Source organism: Nocardioides sp., assembly GCF_030019515.1.
Lineage (GTDB): Bacteria > Actinomycetota > Actinomycetes > Propionibacteriales > Nocardioidaceae > Nocardioides.
On sequence record NZ_JASEEQ010000005.1, the window covers coordinates 72,065 to 86,700 of the forward strand.

The following is a 14,636-nucleotide window of genomic DNA, read 5'->3' on the forward strand; positions in this document are numbered from 1 at the left end:
CTGGCTTGCTCTGAACTAAGCGCTTGCTTACCATGCGGTGCATGAGCGCGTCCAGCCCCGTTCCCGATGCCCGGACCCGGCTCGCGGCCGCCGCCGTGGACGCGTTCGCCGCGCGCGGCTTCCACGGGACGACCACGCGCGACATCTCCACCACCGCCGGGATGAGCCCGGCCGCGCTCTACGTCCACCACCGCTCCAAGGAGGAGCTGCTCTTCGAGCTGGCCCGGCTCGGACACCTGCGGGTGCTCGACCTGGTACGCGCGTCGGTGGCGCCGCTCTCCGACCCCGTGGCCCAGCTCGGTCAGCTCGTCGAGGACTTCGTGCGCGACCACGCCGAGGCGCACACCGGGGCGCGGGTCATCAACTACGAGCTCGCCGCGCTGCGCCCCGAGCACCTCGCCGAGATCCGTACGATCCGGCACGAGATCGACCTGGTGCTGCGCGAGGTGATCGAGCGCGGCGTCGCGACCGGTGTCTTCACCACGCCGGATCCGCGGATGACCGCGCTCGCCGTCCTGTCGCTCGGCATCGACGTCGCGCGCTGGTACCGCGAGGAGGGGCGCTGGACCCCCGACGAGGTCGCCGCCCACTACCGGCTGCTCGCGCTGCGGATGGTCGGCGCCGCTTAGCCGCGCCGGTCGCCAGACGCGGTCAGATCCAGCGCGAGAACCAGATCCGGTCCAGCCACTCGGAGTGGGTGAGCAGCTGGTCGGTGTAGATCGGCCAGAACCAGGCGAAATTCAGCAGCACCAGCACGAAGAACGTGCCCGCGGCGATCACGCCGGCGGTGCGCCGGCCCGAGGGTCCGTCGGCCGGGCCGATCATCCGGCCGATCGCGAGGACCAGCGCGAGCACCAGGAACGGCAGCGTGATCACCGCGTAGAAGGAGAAGATCGGCCGGTCGTCGTACTGCAGCCACGGCAGCCAGGTCGAGGCGGCGCCGACGACCACGACGCCGAAGCGCCAGTCCCGGGAGCCGGCCCACATCACGACGGCGAAGACCAGCGCGAGGCAGCCGGCCCACCAGAGGACGGGGGTGCCGAGCAGCAGCACCTGGCGCAGGCAGTCGCTGTCGGCGGGGGCGTGGCAGCCCTGGCTGCCGGGCTGGATGTCGACGTCGGCGGCGACGCCCACCGGGCGGTTGAGCAGCAGCCAGCCGGACGGCTGGGAGGCGTAGGTGTGCGTGCTGTCGTTGAGGAACCGGGTGTGGAAGGTGTAGACGTCCTGGTGGTAGTACCAGAGCGACCGCAGCGACTGGGTCACCTCGCCCAGGCCGGACGCGTCCGCCTCGGTGCGGGTCGGCCAGTCCTGGCCGCCGTCGAAGTGCGTGTACTGCGTGGCGGAGAGGTGCTCCTCGTACTCGTGCGCATTGACCAGCCAGCCGCTCCAGGTCGCGACGTACACGAAGAACGCGACCAGCACGAGGTGCACGAACGCCGGGATGCCGTCGACCACCGCGGCGCGCAGGATCGGCCACCGCACCCCGAACGAGCGGCGGGCGCCCGCCGACCACAGCCAGACCATCAGCCCGAACGCGGCGAGCGGGTAGACCGCCTCCCACTTGGTGCCGACCGCCAGTCCCCAGCAGATCCCGCCGAGCAGCAGCCAGGGCCGGAACAGCACTCCGCGCACCGGTCCCCACGCCCGAGAGTCGTCGATCGGCGCGGGGACCAGACGGGCGAGCCGGGCGCGGTGCCAGTCCCGGTCGGCGACCACGCAGTGCACGCCGCAGAGCAGGAAGAACGCCACGAAGATGTCGAGCAGGGCGAGCCGGGACAGCACGAACTGGAGGCCGTCGAAGCACAGCAGCAGCCCGGCCAGGACGCCGAGGAACGTCGAGCCGGTGAGCCGCCGGGCGAGCCGGATCATCACCAGCACCATCAGCGAGCCGATGACGGCGGCCGCGACCCGCCAGCCGAACGGGTCCATCCCGAAGACCTTGATGCCCGCCGCGATCAGCCACTTCCCGACCTCGGGGTGGACGATCATCTCGGGGGTGTCCTTGAAGACGCCGGAGAGCGTCTGGCCCCGCAGGATCAGGTCGTTCGCCTTCTCCGTGGTGTCGTGCTCGAAGCCGTAGTTGAGCAGCGACCAGGCGTCCTTGGCGTAGTAGGTCTCGTCGAACTCGAAGACGTGCGGGCGGCCGAGCCTCCACAGCCGCAGGAACAGGGCCAGCAGCGTGACCGCGACGGTCGCCGTCCAGCCGATGAACGGGTCCTCGAGCCGGGCCCGGCTCCGGGCGCGCTCCCAGGCGGAGGGAGGGGCGCCGGTCGTCACGGGCCCGAGGATACGGGCCCCGAGATCAGACGCTGCGATGATCGGGGCGTGGACGACAGCCTGGGCGTGCTCGTGCTGGCGGCGACCCCGATCGGCCGGGTCGCCGACGCGCCGCCGCGGCTCGCCGACGAGCTGGCGACCGCCGACGTCGTCGCTGCCGAGGACACCCGCCGGCTCAAGCGGCTCACGACCGAGCTCGGGGTGAGCATCGGCGGTCGCGTCGTGTCCTACTTCGAGGGCAACGAGTCGGCCCGCACGCCGGCGCTGCTCGAGAGCCTCCTCGCCGGTGAGCGGGTGCTGCTGGTCACCGACGCGGGCATGCCCAGCGTCTCCGACCCCGGCTACCGCCTGGTGGTCGCCGCCGTCGAGCACGACGTGCGGGTCACCGCGGTCCCCGGCCCGTCGGCGGTCCTGACCGCGCTCGCGGTCTCCGGCCTGCCGGTCGACCGGTTCTGCTTCGAGGGGTTCCTGCCCCGCAAGCCGGGGGAGCGGCGGCGCCGCCTCGCCGACCTGCGCGACGAGCGCCGCACGATGGTGTTCTTCGAGGCGCCGCACCGCACCGAGGCCGCGCTCGCCGCGATGGCCGAGGCGCTCGGCGCCGACCGCGCGGCCGCGGTGTGCCGCGAGCTCACCAAGACCCACGAGGAGGTACGACGAGGTCCGCTCGCCGAGCTCGTGGCCTGGGCGGCCGAGGGGGTGCGCGGCGAGGTCACCCTCGTGGTCGCGGGCGCCGAGCCGGCGGCCGAGGTCGCGAGCGACCCGGCGAGCTTGCGGGCCGCGGTCGCCGACCTGGAGAGTGAGGGCGTGCCGCGCAAGGAGGCGATCGTCGTGGTCGCTCGCCGCGCCGGCGTACCGAAGCGCGAGGTCTACAACCTGGTTCACGACAAGGGCCACGGAGCACAGGAGTGAGCATGAGCGCACGGATCACCCGGCTGGAGCACGACGGCCTCACCTTCGACGTCCTCGACGAGGGGCCGCTGGACGGGCCCCCGGTCGTGCTGCTGCACGGCTTCCCGGAGCGCAGCTCGACCTGGGCGGCGGTCGCGCCGATCCTGCACGGGGCGGGGCTCCGCACCTACGCCCTCGACCAGCGCGGCTACTCCCCGGGCGCGCGGCCGCGCGGTCGGTGGAGCTACCGGCTCCCGCTCCTGGTCGGCGACGTCGCTGCGCTGATCGAACGGATCGGCCGGCCCGTCCACCTGGTCGGGCACGACTGGGGCGCCGCGGTCGGCTGGGCCGTCGCCGGACGGCTCCCGGAGCAGGTCCGCACCTTCACCGCAGTGTCGGTGCCGCACCCCGCCGCCTTCGTCCGGGCGATGAGGAGCCGGAGCCAGCGCCGGCGGTCCGGCTACATGGCGCTGTTCAACCTCCCGGTGCTCCCCGAGCTGATGGCGCGGGCGCCCGGCGGCCGCTTCGATCGAGCGATGCGCAAGGCCGGGATGACCGCCGAGGAGGTCGTCCGGTTCCGCACCGAGATCGTCGAGTACGGCGCGCTGCACCACGCGCTCGGGTGGTACCGCGGCGTGCCGTTCACCCGCCCGGGCAGCACCGACGTCACGGTGACGGTCCCGACCACGCTGGTGTGGAGCGACCGGGACATCGCCATCGGTCGCGAGGGGGTCGACGGCACCGCGCGCTGGGTGGACGCGCCGTACGACCTGGTCGTGCTCGAGGGCGTCAGCCACTGGATCCCGACCCAGGCGCCCGAGGAGTGCGCGGCCGCGATCCTGGCCCGCGTGCGGGGCACGGAAGCGACGCGGTGACCGAGCGCCCGCCCGCCCCCGAGCCGCTGCCGCACCCGGTCGTCGACAACCACTGCCACCTCGACGTCGCGCGCGACGAGGACCCGCTCCCGGTGGACGAGGCGATCGCCGCGGCCGCCGCCGTCGGGGTCACCCGGATCGTCCAGATCGGCTGCGACCTGCCCGGCGCCCGCTGGGCGGTCGAGGCGGCGGCGACGCACGGCGCGCTGGTCGCGGGCGTCGCCCTGCACCCCAACGAGGCGCCCCGACTGCCCGACCTGGACGCCGCGATGGCCGAGATCGAGCGGCTCGCCGGCGCGCACGACAAGGTCCGGGCGGTGGGGGAGACCGGGCTGGACCACTTCCGCACCGGCGAGGAGGGGCGGGCCGTGCAGGTCGAGTCCTTCCGCCGGCACATCGACCTCGCCAAGCGGCTCGACAAGACCCTGGTCATCCACGACCGCGACGCCCACGACGCCGTCCTCGACGTGATCGACGAGGAGGGGGCGCCGCCGCGGTGGGTGATGCACTGCTTCTCCGGCGACGCCGCGTTCGCGCGCCGCTGCCTGGACCGCGGCGCGCACCTGTCCTTCGCCGGCACGGTGACCTTCAAGAACGCCCGGCCGCTGCGCGAGGCGCTCGCGATCACTCCGCTCGACCGGCTGCTGGTCGAGACGGACGCGCCGTACCTCACGCCCACGCCGTACCGCGGCCGGACCAACGCCTCCTACCTCGTCCCGCTCACCGTGCGGGCGATGGCGGAGGTCCGTGGCGCGGACCTGGAGACGCTCTGCGCGGCCCTCGAGGCGGCCACGGAAGCGGCCTTCGGGGGCCCCTGGTAGCCCTCTTTACCATCGAGATCCTGCTCACGCGCGGGTGAAATGTGGTTGGCTCGGTTTGCATTTCCGACCGGTTGGCTGGTGGTCTGGCATGCGGAAGGCCGGGATCGGGACGGATCAGGACAGGTCCAGCAAGGACCAGCGCGGGTGTGGGGAACACGTCGGGACCGCGCTGGCAGCCCGAGGCCCGGGACGTACGACGTTCGGAGAATCGTGCCCACCAGTGAGCACAGCAATGAGCAGCAGCCCACCAACAGCCTCCTGAGCCGTGCCGGCCGGAGCCGGCCTTTGATGGTCGCCCTCGCCGCGATCGTGGTGCTGGCGGTCGCCGGGAGCACCTGGGGCTACAGCGCCCTCAGCAAGACCGTGACCCTCTCCCTCGACGGGCAGTCCCAGGACGTCACCGCCTTCGGCGGGACCGTCGGCGACGTGCTGGAGTCGGAGGGCGTGGAGGTCTCGTCCCGCGACGTCGTCGCGCCGAGCGTCGACGAGCCGATCACCGACGGCACCAAGATCTCGGTGCGCTTCGCCCGCCCGCTCGAGCTGAGCGTGGACGGCGACACCCGCACCTACTGGGTCACCTCCACCACCGTCGCCGAGGCGCTGGGCGAGATCGGCCAGCGGTACGGCAACGCCGAGCTGTCGGCCAGCCGCGGCGGCTCGATCGACCGCGGGGGGATGAGCCTCGCGGTGGTCACGCCGAAGACGCTGAAGGTCAAGCTCGGCAAGCACGACCTGGTCAAGCGGACCGTCACCGCGCTCACGGTCGAGGACGCCCTCGACGAGCTCGGGGTCAAGCTCGGCAAGCACGACGAGACCCGGCCGGGCCCGGCGCACCGCCTCGAGGACGGCGACAAGATCGTCTTCACCAACGTCAAGGTCGTCACGAGGCACGTCGACGACGAGGTCATCGGCTTCGGCACCGTCGAGCAGGAGGACGGCTCGATGGTCCAGGGCGAGACCTCGGTCGCGCGCGCCGGCGAGACCGGGCTGCGGGACGTGACCTACCGGATCGTCTACCGCAACGGCGAGGTCTCGGTGCGCAAGGTCCTGCACCAGGACGTGCTGCGCGAGCCGGTCGACGAGATCGTCAAGGTCGGCACCAAGGCACCGGTGGTGAACTTCGTCTCCGGCAACAGCGTGTGGGACCGGCTCGCGCAGTGCGAGTCCGGCGGCAACTGGGCGATCAACACCGGCAACGGCTACTACGGTGGCCTCCAGTTCAGCCTCGGCACCTGGCAGTCGTACGGCGGCTCCGGCCTGCCCAGCAACGCCAGCCGCGAGACCCAGATCGCCATCGCCACCAAGGTCCGGGACGCGTCCGGCGGCTACGGCGCCTGGCCCGGCTGCGCCAGCGCCCTGGGCCTCCCGACCTGAGCGACCCCGCCGTCGTACCTGACCCAACTGTCGCGCCCGTGCGGGTTTCGCGGCAGTTGCGTCAGGTGCGCGCGCGGGACCGCGACCCGCTGACTACGCTGGCGCACATGTCTGACACCTCGGCCGGTCCCAGGTTGCTGGGACCGGCCGAGGTGCGCCTGCTCGCCGCCGAGCTCGACCTGCGACCCACCAAGCAGCGCGGGCAGAACTTCGTCATCGACGCGAACACGGTGCGGCGCATCGTCCGCGAGTCCGGCGTCACCGCCGAGGACGTGGTGCTCGAGGTCGGTCCGGGCCTGGGCTCGCTGACCCTCGCGCTGCTCGCCGTCGCCGGCCGGGTGGTCGCCGTCGAGGTCGACCCGGTGCTCGCCGGCCGGCTGCCCGAGACGATCGCGACGTACGCGCCCGGCCAGGCGGGCCGGTTCGAGGTCGTCCTCGGCGACGCGATGCGGATCCAGGAGGTGCCCGGCCCGGCCCCGACCGCCCTGGTCGCGAACCTGCCCTACAACGTCTCCGTGCCGGTGCTGCTGCACCTGCTCACCCTGCTGCCCTCGCTCGAGCGGGGCCTGGTGATGGTGCAGTCCGAGGTCGCCGACCGGCTCGCCGCGCCCCCCGGCTCCAAGGTGTACGGCGTCCCCTCGGTCAAGGCCGCCTGGTTCGCCGACGTCCGCCGGGCCGGTGCGGTCGGCCGCAACGTGTTCTGGCCCGCGCCCAACGTGGACTCCGGCCTGGTGGCGTGGACCCGCCGCGAGCCGCCGGCCACGACCGCCGACCGAGCCCAGGTGTTCGCGGTCGTGGACGCCGCGTTCGCCCAGCGCCGCAAGGCACTGCGCGGCGTGCTGCGCTCGCTCGCCCCGGCGGAGGCGGTCGACGCCGCACTGGCCGGCGCGGGCGTGGACCCGCTGGCCCGCGGGGAGTCGCTGCGGGTCGGGGACTTCGCCCGGATCGCGGAGCGGCTGCCGTGGGAGGTGCAGCCGTGGAGGTGACCGTGCGCGCCCCCGCGAAGATCAACCTGCACCTCGGGGTCGGCGCCCCCGGTGCGGACGGCTTCCATCCCCTGGTCACGGTGTACCAGGCGGTCGGCCTCTACGACGACGTCACCGCGCGCGAGGCGCCGGACTGGAGCCTGGGCGTCGGCCTGCCGGACTGGATGGACGACGACGCCGTACCCCTCAACGGCGCGAACATCGTCGACCGGGCCGCCGACCTGCTCGCGGCCCACCACGGGGTCGAGCGGAGCGGCGAGCTGCACATCGCCAAGGCGATCCCGGTCGCGGGCGGCATGGCCGGCGGCTCCGCGGACGCCGCCGCGGCGCTGGTCGCCCTGGACCGGCTCTGGGGGCTGGGCACGTCCGACGACGACCTCCTCGCGCTCGCCGCCCGGCTGGGCAGCGACGTGCCGTTCGCGCTGCTGGGCGGCACCGCGCTGGGGACCGGCCGCGGCGAGCTGGTCACGCCGGTGCAGGACCGTGGCACCTGGTGGTGGGTGGTCGTCCCCTCCGACACCGGCCTGTCGACCCCGGAGGTCTACCGGCACTTCGACCGGATGTTCCCCGACGCGCCCGCCCAGCCGGTGCCCGCCGACGCAGTGCTCGGCGCGATCGCCGTGGGCGACGCCTGGGAGCTCGCGGACGCCCTGCACAACGACCTCGAGGCGGCCGCGATCGACCTGCGGCCCGAGCTGGGCCGGCTGATCGAGCAGGGCGAGGAGGCCGGGGCGCTGCGCGGCCTGGTGTCCGGCTCCGGGCCCACCTGCGTGTTCCTGTGCGGCTCCGCGGACCACGCCCGCTCGCTGGCCGCCGACCTGTCCGGCGCCGGCCATCCGGTCGTCCTGGCGGCCAACGGGCCGGTCGCCGGCGCCCACCTGGTCTCCTATGCCTAGCCCCGGGACCAACCTGGTCAACCTCGAGCGGGTCTCCAAGGCGTACGGCGTCCGGCCGCTGCTCACCGAGGTCTCGCTCGGCATCGGCGCCGGCGAGCGGGTCGGCATCGTCGGCCGCAACGGCGACGGGAAGACCACGCTCCTCGAGCTGATGACGGGGTTGGAGGAGCCGGACTCGGGACGGGTCTCCCGCAGCCGTGGGCTGCAGGTCGGGTACCTCCACCAGGCCGACCAGCTGGAGGACTCGCACACCGTGCGCGAGGCGGTGCTGGCCGGTCGCTCCGACCACGAGTGGGCCGCGGACCCGCGCACCCGTGAGGTCGTCGAGGTGCTGCTGGCCGGCGTGGCGCTGGACCGCGCGGTGCTCGGCCTGTCCGGCGGCGAGCGCCGGCGCTGCTCGCTCGCCGCGCTGCTGCTCGGCGAGCACGACCTGGTGGTCCTCGACGAGCCGACCAACCACCTCGACGTGGAGGCGGTCGCCTGGCTGGCGGACCACCTGGTCCGCCGTACCTCCGCGCTCGTCGTCGTCACCCACGACCGCTGGTTCCTCGACGCGGTCTGCCAGTGGACCTGGGAGGTGCACGACGGCGTCGTGGACGTCTACGAGGGCGGGTACGCCGCCTTCGTGCTGGCCAAGGCCGAGCGGCTGCGGCAGGCGGCGGCCTCGGAGGTGCGCCGGCAGAACCTGGTCCGCAAGGAGCTGGCCTGGCTGCGCCGCGGGCCGCCGGCCCGGACCTCGAAGCCGAAGTTCCGCATCGACGCGGCCAACCAGCTGATCGAGGACGTGCCGCCCCCGCGGGACCGGCTCGAGCTGCAGCGGTTCGCCACCCAGCGGCTCGGCAAGGACGTGGTCGACGTCGAGGACGTCGACCTGATCCGCGGGACGCCGGGGGAGGGCGGCCGGCAGCTGCTCGCGCACGCGACCTGGCGGCTCGGGCCCGGCGACCGGGTCGGCATCGTCGGGGTCAACGGCGCCGGCAAGACCTCGGTGCTGTCGCTGCTCTCCGGCGAGCTCGCGCCGTCGGCGGGGCGGGTCCGGCTGGGCCGGACCGTCGCGCTGCAGCACCTCACCCAGCAGCTCGACGACCTCGACCCCGAGGGCCGGGTGCTGGCGACCGTCGAGTCGATCCGGCGGGTGACCAGGACCACCGACGGGGAGGTCACCGCGAGCGCGATGCTGGAGCGCTTCGGCTTCACCGGCGACCGGCTCACCGCCCGGGTCGGCGACCTGTCCGGGGGCGAGCGGCGGCGCTTCCAGCTGCTGCGGCTGCTGCTCACCGAGCCCAACGTGCTGCTGCTAGACGAGCCCACCAACGACCTGGACATCGAGACGCTCAACGTCCTGGAGGACTTCCTCGACGGCTGGCCCGGCACGCTCGTGGTCGTCTCCCACGACCGGTACTTCCTCGAGCGGGTCACCGACTCGGTGTGGGCGCTGCTCGGCGACGGGCAGATCTCGATGCTGCCCCGCGGCGTCGACGAGTACCTCGAGCGGCGGAGCGAGCAGCTCCGCGCGGGGGACGAGCGCGCGGCGTGGGCGAGCGAAGGTCGAGCACGCGACGCCGCCGAGGGACGAGGCGGCGCGAGCGGGTCGGGACCCGGTGAGCCGGTCGCCGGCCCCGGCCTCCGCCACGTCCCCAAGGCCAAGCCCGGGAGTGCGGAGGAGCGGGCGGCACGCAAGACGATCGCCCGGATCGACAAGCGCCTCGAGCGGATCGCGGAGCAGGAGGCGACGCTGACCGCGCGGGCGCTCGAGCACGCGCAGGACTACGAGCGGCTCGCCGAGCTCAGCGAGGAGCTGCAGACGCTTGCTGCGGAGAAGGACGAGCTCGAGCTCGAGTGGCTCGAGGCGGCCGAGCTGCTGGAGTAGCGGGACCGGTCGGGCGTCGCACCTGACGGAACTGCTCCCCGTCCGGTCGGTGTGGAGCAGTTGGGTCAGGTGCGTGGGGTCAGCCGGAGAACGGCGCCGACAGCGTGCGGAGCAGCCCGGCGAGGCGGGTGCGGTCGCGCTCGGGCAGCGCGGTGAGGAAGGTGCGCTCGGCGGCGAGCAGCGCCTCGAACGCCTCGTCGACCGCGGTGCGGCCCTCCGGGGTGAGCCGCACCAGCACCCCGCGGCGGTCGTGCGGGTCGGGCAGCCGCTCGACCAGGCTGCGGGCGGCCAGTCGGTCGACGCGGTTGGTCATCGTGCCGCTGGTCACCAGGGTCTCGCGCAGCAGCCGGCCCGGCGAGAGCTCGTACGGCGTCCCCGCGCGGCGCAGTGCGGCCAGCACGTCGAACTCCCACGGCTCCACCCGGGCGGCGGTGAACGCGTCGCGACGCGCGAGGTCGAGCTGGCGCGAGAGCCGGCTGATCCGGCTGAACACCTCGACCGGTGCCAGGTCCAGGTCCGGGCGCTCCCGTGCCCAGGCCTCGACCAGCGCATCGACCTCGTCCCGCATGGCCCGAGCGTACCGGACAGCGTCGAGAATCTTGACATCGAGATACCTCCGGTCGCACGGTGGTCGCATGGCGCACACCTGGGACCCCGACCGCTACCTCGCCTACGCCGACGAGCGCGGCCGGCCGTTCGTCGACCTGCTCGCCCGGGTCCGCGCGACCCGGCCGCGCACCGTGGTCGATCTCGGCTGCGGTCCCGGCAACCTCACGGCGCTGCTCGCCGAGCGCTGGCCGGGCGCGCGGGTGACCGGCCTGGACTCGAGCCCGGAGATGGTCGAGGCCGCCCGGGCCGCGGCGCCCGGCCTCCGGTTCGAGGTGGCCGACCTGCGGGACTGGGCGCCGGCCGAGCCGGTGGACGTGGTCGTCGCGAACGCGGTCCTCCAGTGGATCCCCGGCCACCTCGAGCTGCTGCCGCGCCTGGTCGCCGCACTCGCGCCCGGCGGCTGGCTCGCCGTCCAGGTGCCCGGCAACCTCGGCGAGCCCAGCCACACGCTCCGCGACCAGCTGGCCGCGGAGCCGCCGTACGACGTCCACACGCGCAGCGTGGCCGTGCCGAGCAGCCACGACCCCGCGGCCTACCTCGACGCGCTCGCCGGCCTCGGTTGCACGGTGGACGCCTGGGAGACGACGTACCTCCACCTCCTCACCGGCGCGGACCCGGTCTTCACCTGGGTCTCCGGAACCGGCGCCCGCCCGACCCTCCAGGCGCTGCCCGACGACCTGCGTCCTGGCTTCGAGGCCGAATTCCGTCGCCGGCTGGCCGAGGCCTACCCGCCGCGCGAGTACGGCGTGGTGCTGCCGTTCCGCCGGGTGTTCGTCGTGGCGCAGGTGGCCCGGTGAGGCTGCACCACCTCCAGATCGCCTGCCCGCCCGGAGGTGAGCCGCGTCTCGCGCGTCGACTTCGTCGCCGCGCGGGCCGCGGGATCGATCGCGGGGCGGTCGTTCGGCGGTGCTGAGCGGGCCGGGACGAACGGCTCCTCGACGCGCACGTGAATCCTCGATGCCCACGGCAACCGGGTCGAGGTCCTCGCCGACATCGGCGGCCGACCGGGACCGGCCCCGGTAAACCGGGCGGCCCCACCGCGCGTCCAACAGATAGGACCCGAGGGAGGCGCGAGATGGGTACGCGGTGGTGTCGGTGGGGTTGGTGGCGTGGCTGGGCGGCACTGGTCGTGGTGCCGGTGCTGGTGACGGCCTGCGGGGTGCAGGGCGGGTCGGACACCGGTGCGGACGTGGCGCCCACGCCGGCGCCGAGCAGCCAGGAGCCGAGCAGTGCGCCGGGCAGCCGGGCGCCGGGCAGCGGGGCGAGTGCGCCGGACACGATGCCCGACCTGATCGGGCTCGGCTCGGCGGATGCCGCTCGTCGGATCAGTGAGCTCGGGCTGGGCTCGGAGTGGGACACGGTCGCGGTGCGGTGCGGTGCCCGGCCGGGCACCGTCGTCCACCAGGTGCCGGCCCCCGGGTCGGAGCTGACCGACCGGACCGTGGTGCGGTTGCGCACCGCGATCCTCGACCTCGACGAGTTCCGCGGGCCCTGCGAGGCGGACGAGCTCGGGCCGGTCACGGGCCCGGACGCCGTACTGGCCCGCGCGCTCTACCGGTTCGCGGCCGACCCGGCGCTCGGGGCGCCGTTCGTCGCCGGAGGCGTGTGGACCGGGATCGAGGACGGACTCGCCGCGAGGACGGTCGGGCCCGAGCAGCGAGCCGACCTCACGGCCTGGCAGCTGGACGCGGAGTACGCCGAGCGGGGCGGGCCGTTCTCGGCCCTGGACGTCCTCGCCGGCAGCGGCGGCCACTACGAGGTGCGCCGCGGCATCGTCGGCACCTGCCCGGGCGGCAACCCGACCGCGCCGGCCGAGCTCGCCGGCCTGCGCGCGATCAGCCTCACCGTTCCCGAGGACTCGATCGACTCGTGCCTGCAGTGGTGGGGCGTGAGCGTGTTCCTCGACCACGGCCGGATCCGCGGCGTCGCGCTCCGGCTCGGCTCGCCGTAGGCCGACGCCGGTCCTGGGGTGGCCGATCAAGCGCGGCGCGGGACGTCATACGGACGGTGGAGGGGGACACACTGTCCGTATGACGTCCCGGCGGTTACCGGCGGGTAATATGTCCGCATGAGCCAGGTCCTCATCCTGTGGCACAAGACGAGCGCGCTCCCCGTCGTGGGCAGCCGGGTGTTCTCGGTGCTGTTCGCGCAGAAGGCGCCGTACTTCGCCTCGATCCGCCCCCGCTTCCTCACCATCGAGCCGAACCGAGTCGAGCTGCTGATCCCCAAGCGGCGCCGGGTGCACAACCACCTCGGCACCGTGCACGCGATCGCGCTGTGCAACGGTCTCGAGGCTGCGATGGGCGCGCTCGCCGAGGTCACGATCCCGGCCGACCGGCGCTGGATCCCCCAGGGGATGGAGGTCGCCTACACCGCCAAGGCGACCAGCGACATCGTGTGCATCGCCGAGACCGACCCCGAGCAGTGGCGCTCCGACGCGCTGCCCGACACCGGAGGTCAGCTGCCGGTGCGCGTGCAGGGCGTCCGCGACGACGGCACCGTCGTCATCGAGGGCGTGATCCGGCTCTGGGTCACCCCGCGGGCGTGAGCAGGATCGGGTTCGTCAGCGCCACCATCTGCCCCGTGGCCGAGCTCCGGCGCACCTCCGCTCGGACGAACGCCGTGCCGCCCGGCACGGTCGCGTCGAGGACCACCGTCCCGCCACTGGCGATCGCCGTACCGTAGGTCGCCGCCGCCGGGCCGAGCAGCGTCGCCACGCAGCCGTCGTCCAGGCCGCTCGCCTCGAGGTGTACGGCGACCTCGTCGCCGACCGCGCTCGGCACCCGGTCGCCGCACTCGCCGCTGACGTCGCCGAGGGTCGCGGTGAACGTCAGGCCGATGCCCGAGGACTCGGCGATCCAGGAGTGCCCGGCCCGGTAGCCGGCGATTATCGCCTCGGTCGAGAGCGACTCCGCGCGTACCACGGTCTGGGCCAGGCCGATCTGCTGCGCCTGCCGGTGGGTGTCGGAGTTGCCGACCGCGGGCTTGAACGTGCCCGCGCTGAGCAGGGTGTGCCAGCGCTTCACCGTCTGTGCGTTGAAGACGGCGTTCACGCCGGACCAGGGGCCGTTCCACACCTCGACCGCGTCGACCTCGGAGAACCCCGCGTCGTAGTCCCAGCGGATCGACGGCACCGGCACGCTCGGGTGCGCGGCGATGGACAGCCCACCCAGGTCGCGCACCTGCTGGGTGAACTCCGCGAGCCGGTCGTCCTCGGGACGGTAGCGCCAGTCGATCCAGGTGTCGGCGGGCAGCCCGGTCGCCAGCCAGTGCCCGCCGCGGGTGGTGACCTCCTCACCGTTGATCACCAGGAAGCCCTCGGGCACGTGCCGGCCCCAGGTCCGCGTCGCCGAGCTGTTGTTGTGCTCGGAGGTCCCGATGAAGTCGAGGCCGGCGGCCTGGGCGTACTCGAGCACCTGGCGCCGCGTCTGCGAGCCGTCGGAGAACACGGTGTGCACGTGCAGGTCGCCGCGGTACCAGCCGTGGCCGGTGCCCGGGACCGCGGTCGGCGCCGGTGCGGACTCGAAGGCCGGCCCGCGCGGGCCGAAGCGCAGGGTGACCGTCACCTCGTAGTCGACCCGGCTCATGATCTGGTACGGGCCCAGTGAGATCCGCCAGCGTCCCGGCTCGATCGGCCCGGCCAGGTAGCCCGGCGTGGCCGACCCGCGGCTGAGGCGGAACGAGGAGCGCGCGCCACCCGTCCAACCCCGGAAGCCGGCGGCGTTGCCCAACCCCACCCCGGAGGGGTCGAAGATGCCGATGTCGATGACGTTCGTGCTGAAGCCGAACCCGGTGTCGTTGGGCGGCGGATAGGAGTAGGAGACCTCGATCTGGCGTACGCCGCGGGGCACCCGGAACGGCAGGTATCGCCAGTCCTCGGTGTCCGTGGGGGAGAAGTGGCCCCGGAACTTCTTGGTGACCGTCGAGCCGGCGGCCGCGGGCTCGAAGGTGGTCAGCGCGGCGGTGGTCGCCACGCCGGCTCCGGAGAGCAGGAGCCGGCGACGGTCGAGGTGATGGCTGCTCATGGTGCCACCAGGATG

At 73.8% G+C, this 14,636-nt stretch carries 14 protein-coding genes; 11 read left to right on the forward strand and 3 right to left on the reverse strand.

Features of this window, described 5'->3' with window-relative positions; genetic code table 11:
* Window positions 1–41 precede the first annotated feature (41 nt).
* Window positions 42–629 (forward strand): TetR/AcrR family transcriptional regulator, encoded by a 588-nt coding sequence (locus QMC84_RS08880; RefSeq protein ID WP_300373974.1) that lies wholly within the window; start codon window positions 42–44, stop codon window positions 627–629.
* Window positions 630–651: 22 nt separating this feature from the next.
* Here the strand turns inward: QMC84_RS08880 and QMC84_RS08885 are convergent, their stop codons facing one another.
* Window positions 652–2,277, reverse strand: coding sequence for a phospholipid carrier-dependent glycosyltransferase (locus QMC84_RS08885; RefSeq protein WP_300373976.1), 1,626 nt, complete (start codon window positions 2,275–2,277; stop codon window positions 652–654).
* A 48-nt stretch (window positions 2,278–2,325) separates the two neighbouring features.
* On the opposite strand from QMC84_RS08885, the gene rsmI reads away from it, so the two are divergent.
* The 7 genes from rsmI (at window position 2,326) to QMC84_RS08920 (ending at window position 9,987) form a co-directional block, all read left to right on the forward strand.
* Window positions 2,326–3,186 carry a 16S rRNA (cytidine(1402)-2'-O)-methyltransferase gene (gene rsmI, locus QMC84_RS08890; protein ID WP_300373978.1) on the forward strand — a complete coding sequence of 287 codons (861 nt, stop codon included), beginning with the start codon at window positions 2,326–2,328 and terminating at the stop codon, window positions 3,184–3,186.
* A gap of 2 nt (window positions 3,187–3,188) precedes the next feature.
* Entirely contained in the window at window positions 3,189–4,040 is an 852-nt protein-coding gene (locus tag QMC84_RS08895) for an alpha/beta fold hydrolase (protein WP_300373980.1), read from the forward strand.
* Entirely contained in the window at window positions 4,037–4,861 is an 825-nt protein-coding gene (locus QMC84_RS08900) for a TatD family hydrolase (RefSeq protein WP_300373982.1), read from the forward strand. The genes QMC84_RS08895 and QMC84_RS08900 overlap by 4 nt, the downstream gene beginning before the upstream one ends.
* A 288-nt stretch (window positions 4,862–5,149) precedes the next feature.
* Window positions 5,150–6,235: a resuscitation-promoting factor gene (locus QMC84_RS08905; RefSeq protein WP_300373984.1), complete on the forward strand. Its 1,086-nt coding sequence runs from the start codon at window positions 5,150–5,152 to the stop codon at window positions 6,233–6,235.
* Between the two features lie 107 nt (window positions 6,236–6,342).
* Window positions 6,343–7,221, forward strand: coding sequence for a 16S rRNA (adenine(1518)-N(6)/adenine(1519)-N(6))-dimethyltransferase RsmA (rsmA, locus tag QMC84_RS08910; protein WP_300373986.1), 879 nt, complete (start codon window positions 6,343–6,345; stop codon window positions 7,219–7,221).
* Window positions 7,212–8,117, forward strand: coding sequence for a 4-(cytidine 5'-diphospho)-2-C-methyl-D-erythritol kinase (locus tag QMC84_RS08915; RefSeq protein ID WP_300373988.1), 906 nt, complete (start codon window positions 7,212–7,214; stop codon window positions 8,115–8,117). The genes rsmA and QMC84_RS08915 overlap by 10 nt, the downstream gene beginning before the upstream one ends.
* The gene (locus QMC84_RS08920) at window positions 8,110–9,987 is read left to right on the forward strand and encodes an ABC-F family ATP-binding cassette domain-containing protein (RefSeq protein WP_300373990.1); all 1,878 of its coding nucleotides are present in this window, start codon (window positions 8,110–8,112) and stop codon (window positions 9,985–9,987) included. Before QMC84_RS08915 ends, QMC84_RS08920 begins: the two co-directional genes overlap by 8 nt.
* A gap of 79 nt (window positions 9,988–10,066) precedes the next feature.
* Here QMC84_RS08920 and QMC84_RS08925 read toward each other — a convergent pair whose 3' ends face one another.
* Entirely contained in the window at window positions 10,067–10,555 is a 489-nt protein-coding gene (locus QMC84_RS08925; protein WP_300373992.1) for a MarR family winged helix-turn-helix transcriptional regulator, read from the reverse strand.
* Between the two features lie 67 nt (window positions 10,556–10,622).
* Between QMC84_RS08925 and QMC84_RS08930 the strand changes: the two genes are divergently transcribed.
* The 3 genes from QMC84_RS08930 (at window position 10,623) to QMC84_RS08940 (ending at window position 13,144) form a co-directional block, all read left to right on the forward strand.
* Complete coding sequence (locus QMC84_RS08930) at window positions 10,623–11,393, forward strand: trans-aconitate 2-methyltransferase (RefSeq protein WP_300373994.1); 771 nt, start codon at window positions 10,623–10,625, stop codon at window positions 11,391–11,393.
* Window positions 11,394–11,671: 278 nt separating this feature from the next.
* Window positions 11,672–12,547: a PASTA domain-containing protein gene (locus tag QMC84_RS08935; protein WP_300373996.1), complete on the forward strand. Its 876-nt coding sequence runs from the start codon at window positions 11,672–11,674 to the stop codon at window positions 12,545–12,547.
* Between the two features lie 117 nt (window positions 12,548–12,664).
* Window positions 12,665–13,144, forward strand: coding sequence for a hotdog fold domain-containing protein (locus tag QMC84_RS08940; protein ID WP_300373998.1), 480 nt, complete (start codon window positions 12,665–12,667; stop codon window positions 13,142–13,144).
* Here the strand turns inward: QMC84_RS08940 and QMC84_RS08945 are convergent.
* Window positions 13,128–14,621: a CehA/McbA family metallohydrolase gene (locus tag QMC84_RS08945; protein ID WP_300374000.1), complete on the reverse strand. Its 1,494-nt coding sequence runs from the start codon at window positions 14,619–14,621 to the stop codon at window positions 13,128–13,130. The genes QMC84_RS08940 and QMC84_RS08945 overlap by 17 nt on opposite strands.
* Between the last annotated feature and the right edge of the window lie 15 nt (window positions 14,622–14,636).

What these genes read in the sequence shown, in the direction of transcription:
- QMC84_RS08920 (WP_300373990.1), top strand. Translation starts at nt 8,110, where the DNA reads ATGCCTAGCCCCGGGACCAACCTGGTCAACCTCGAGCGGGTCTCCAAG.
- QMC84_RS08925 (WP_300373992.1), bottom strand. Translation starts at nt 10,555, where the DNA reads ATGCGGGACGAGGTCGATGCGCTGGTCGAGGCCTGGGCACGGGAGCGC.
- QMC84_RS08935 (WP_300373996.1), top strand. Translation starts at nt 11,672, where the DNA reads ATGGGTACGCGGTGGTGTCGGTGGGGTTGGTGGCGTGGCTGGGCGGCA.
- QMC84_RS08905 (WP_300373984.1), top strand. Translation starts at nt 5,150, where the DNA reads ATGGTCGCCCTCGCCGCGATCGTGGTGCTGGCGGTCGCCGGGAGCACC.
- rsmA (WP_300373986.1), top strand. Translation starts at nt 6,343, where the DNA reads ATGTCTGACACCTCGGCCGGTCCCAGGTTGCTGGGACCGGCCGAGGTG.
- QMC84_RS08895 (WP_300373980.1), top strand. Translation starts at nt 3,189, where the DNA reads ATGAGCGCACGGATCACCCGGCTGGAGCACGACGGCCTCACCTTCGAC.
- QMC84_RS08940 (WP_300373998.1), top strand. Translation starts at nt 12,665, where the DNA reads ATGAGCCAGGTCCTCATCCTGTGGCACAAGACGAGCGCGCTCCCCGTC.
- QMC84_RS08930 (WP_300373994.1), top strand. Translation starts at nt 10,623, where the DNA reads ATGGCGCACACCTGGGACCCCGACCGCTACCTCGCCTACGCCGACGAG.
- QMC84_RS08945 (WP_300374000.1), bottom strand. Translation starts at nt 14,621, where the DNA reads ATGAGCAGCCATCACCTCGACCGTCGCCGGCTCCTGCTCTCCGGAGCC.
- QMC84_RS08880 (WP_300373974.1), top strand. Translation starts at nt 42, where the DNA reads ATGAGCGCGTCCAGCCCCGTTCCCGATGCCCGGACCCGGCTCGCGGCC.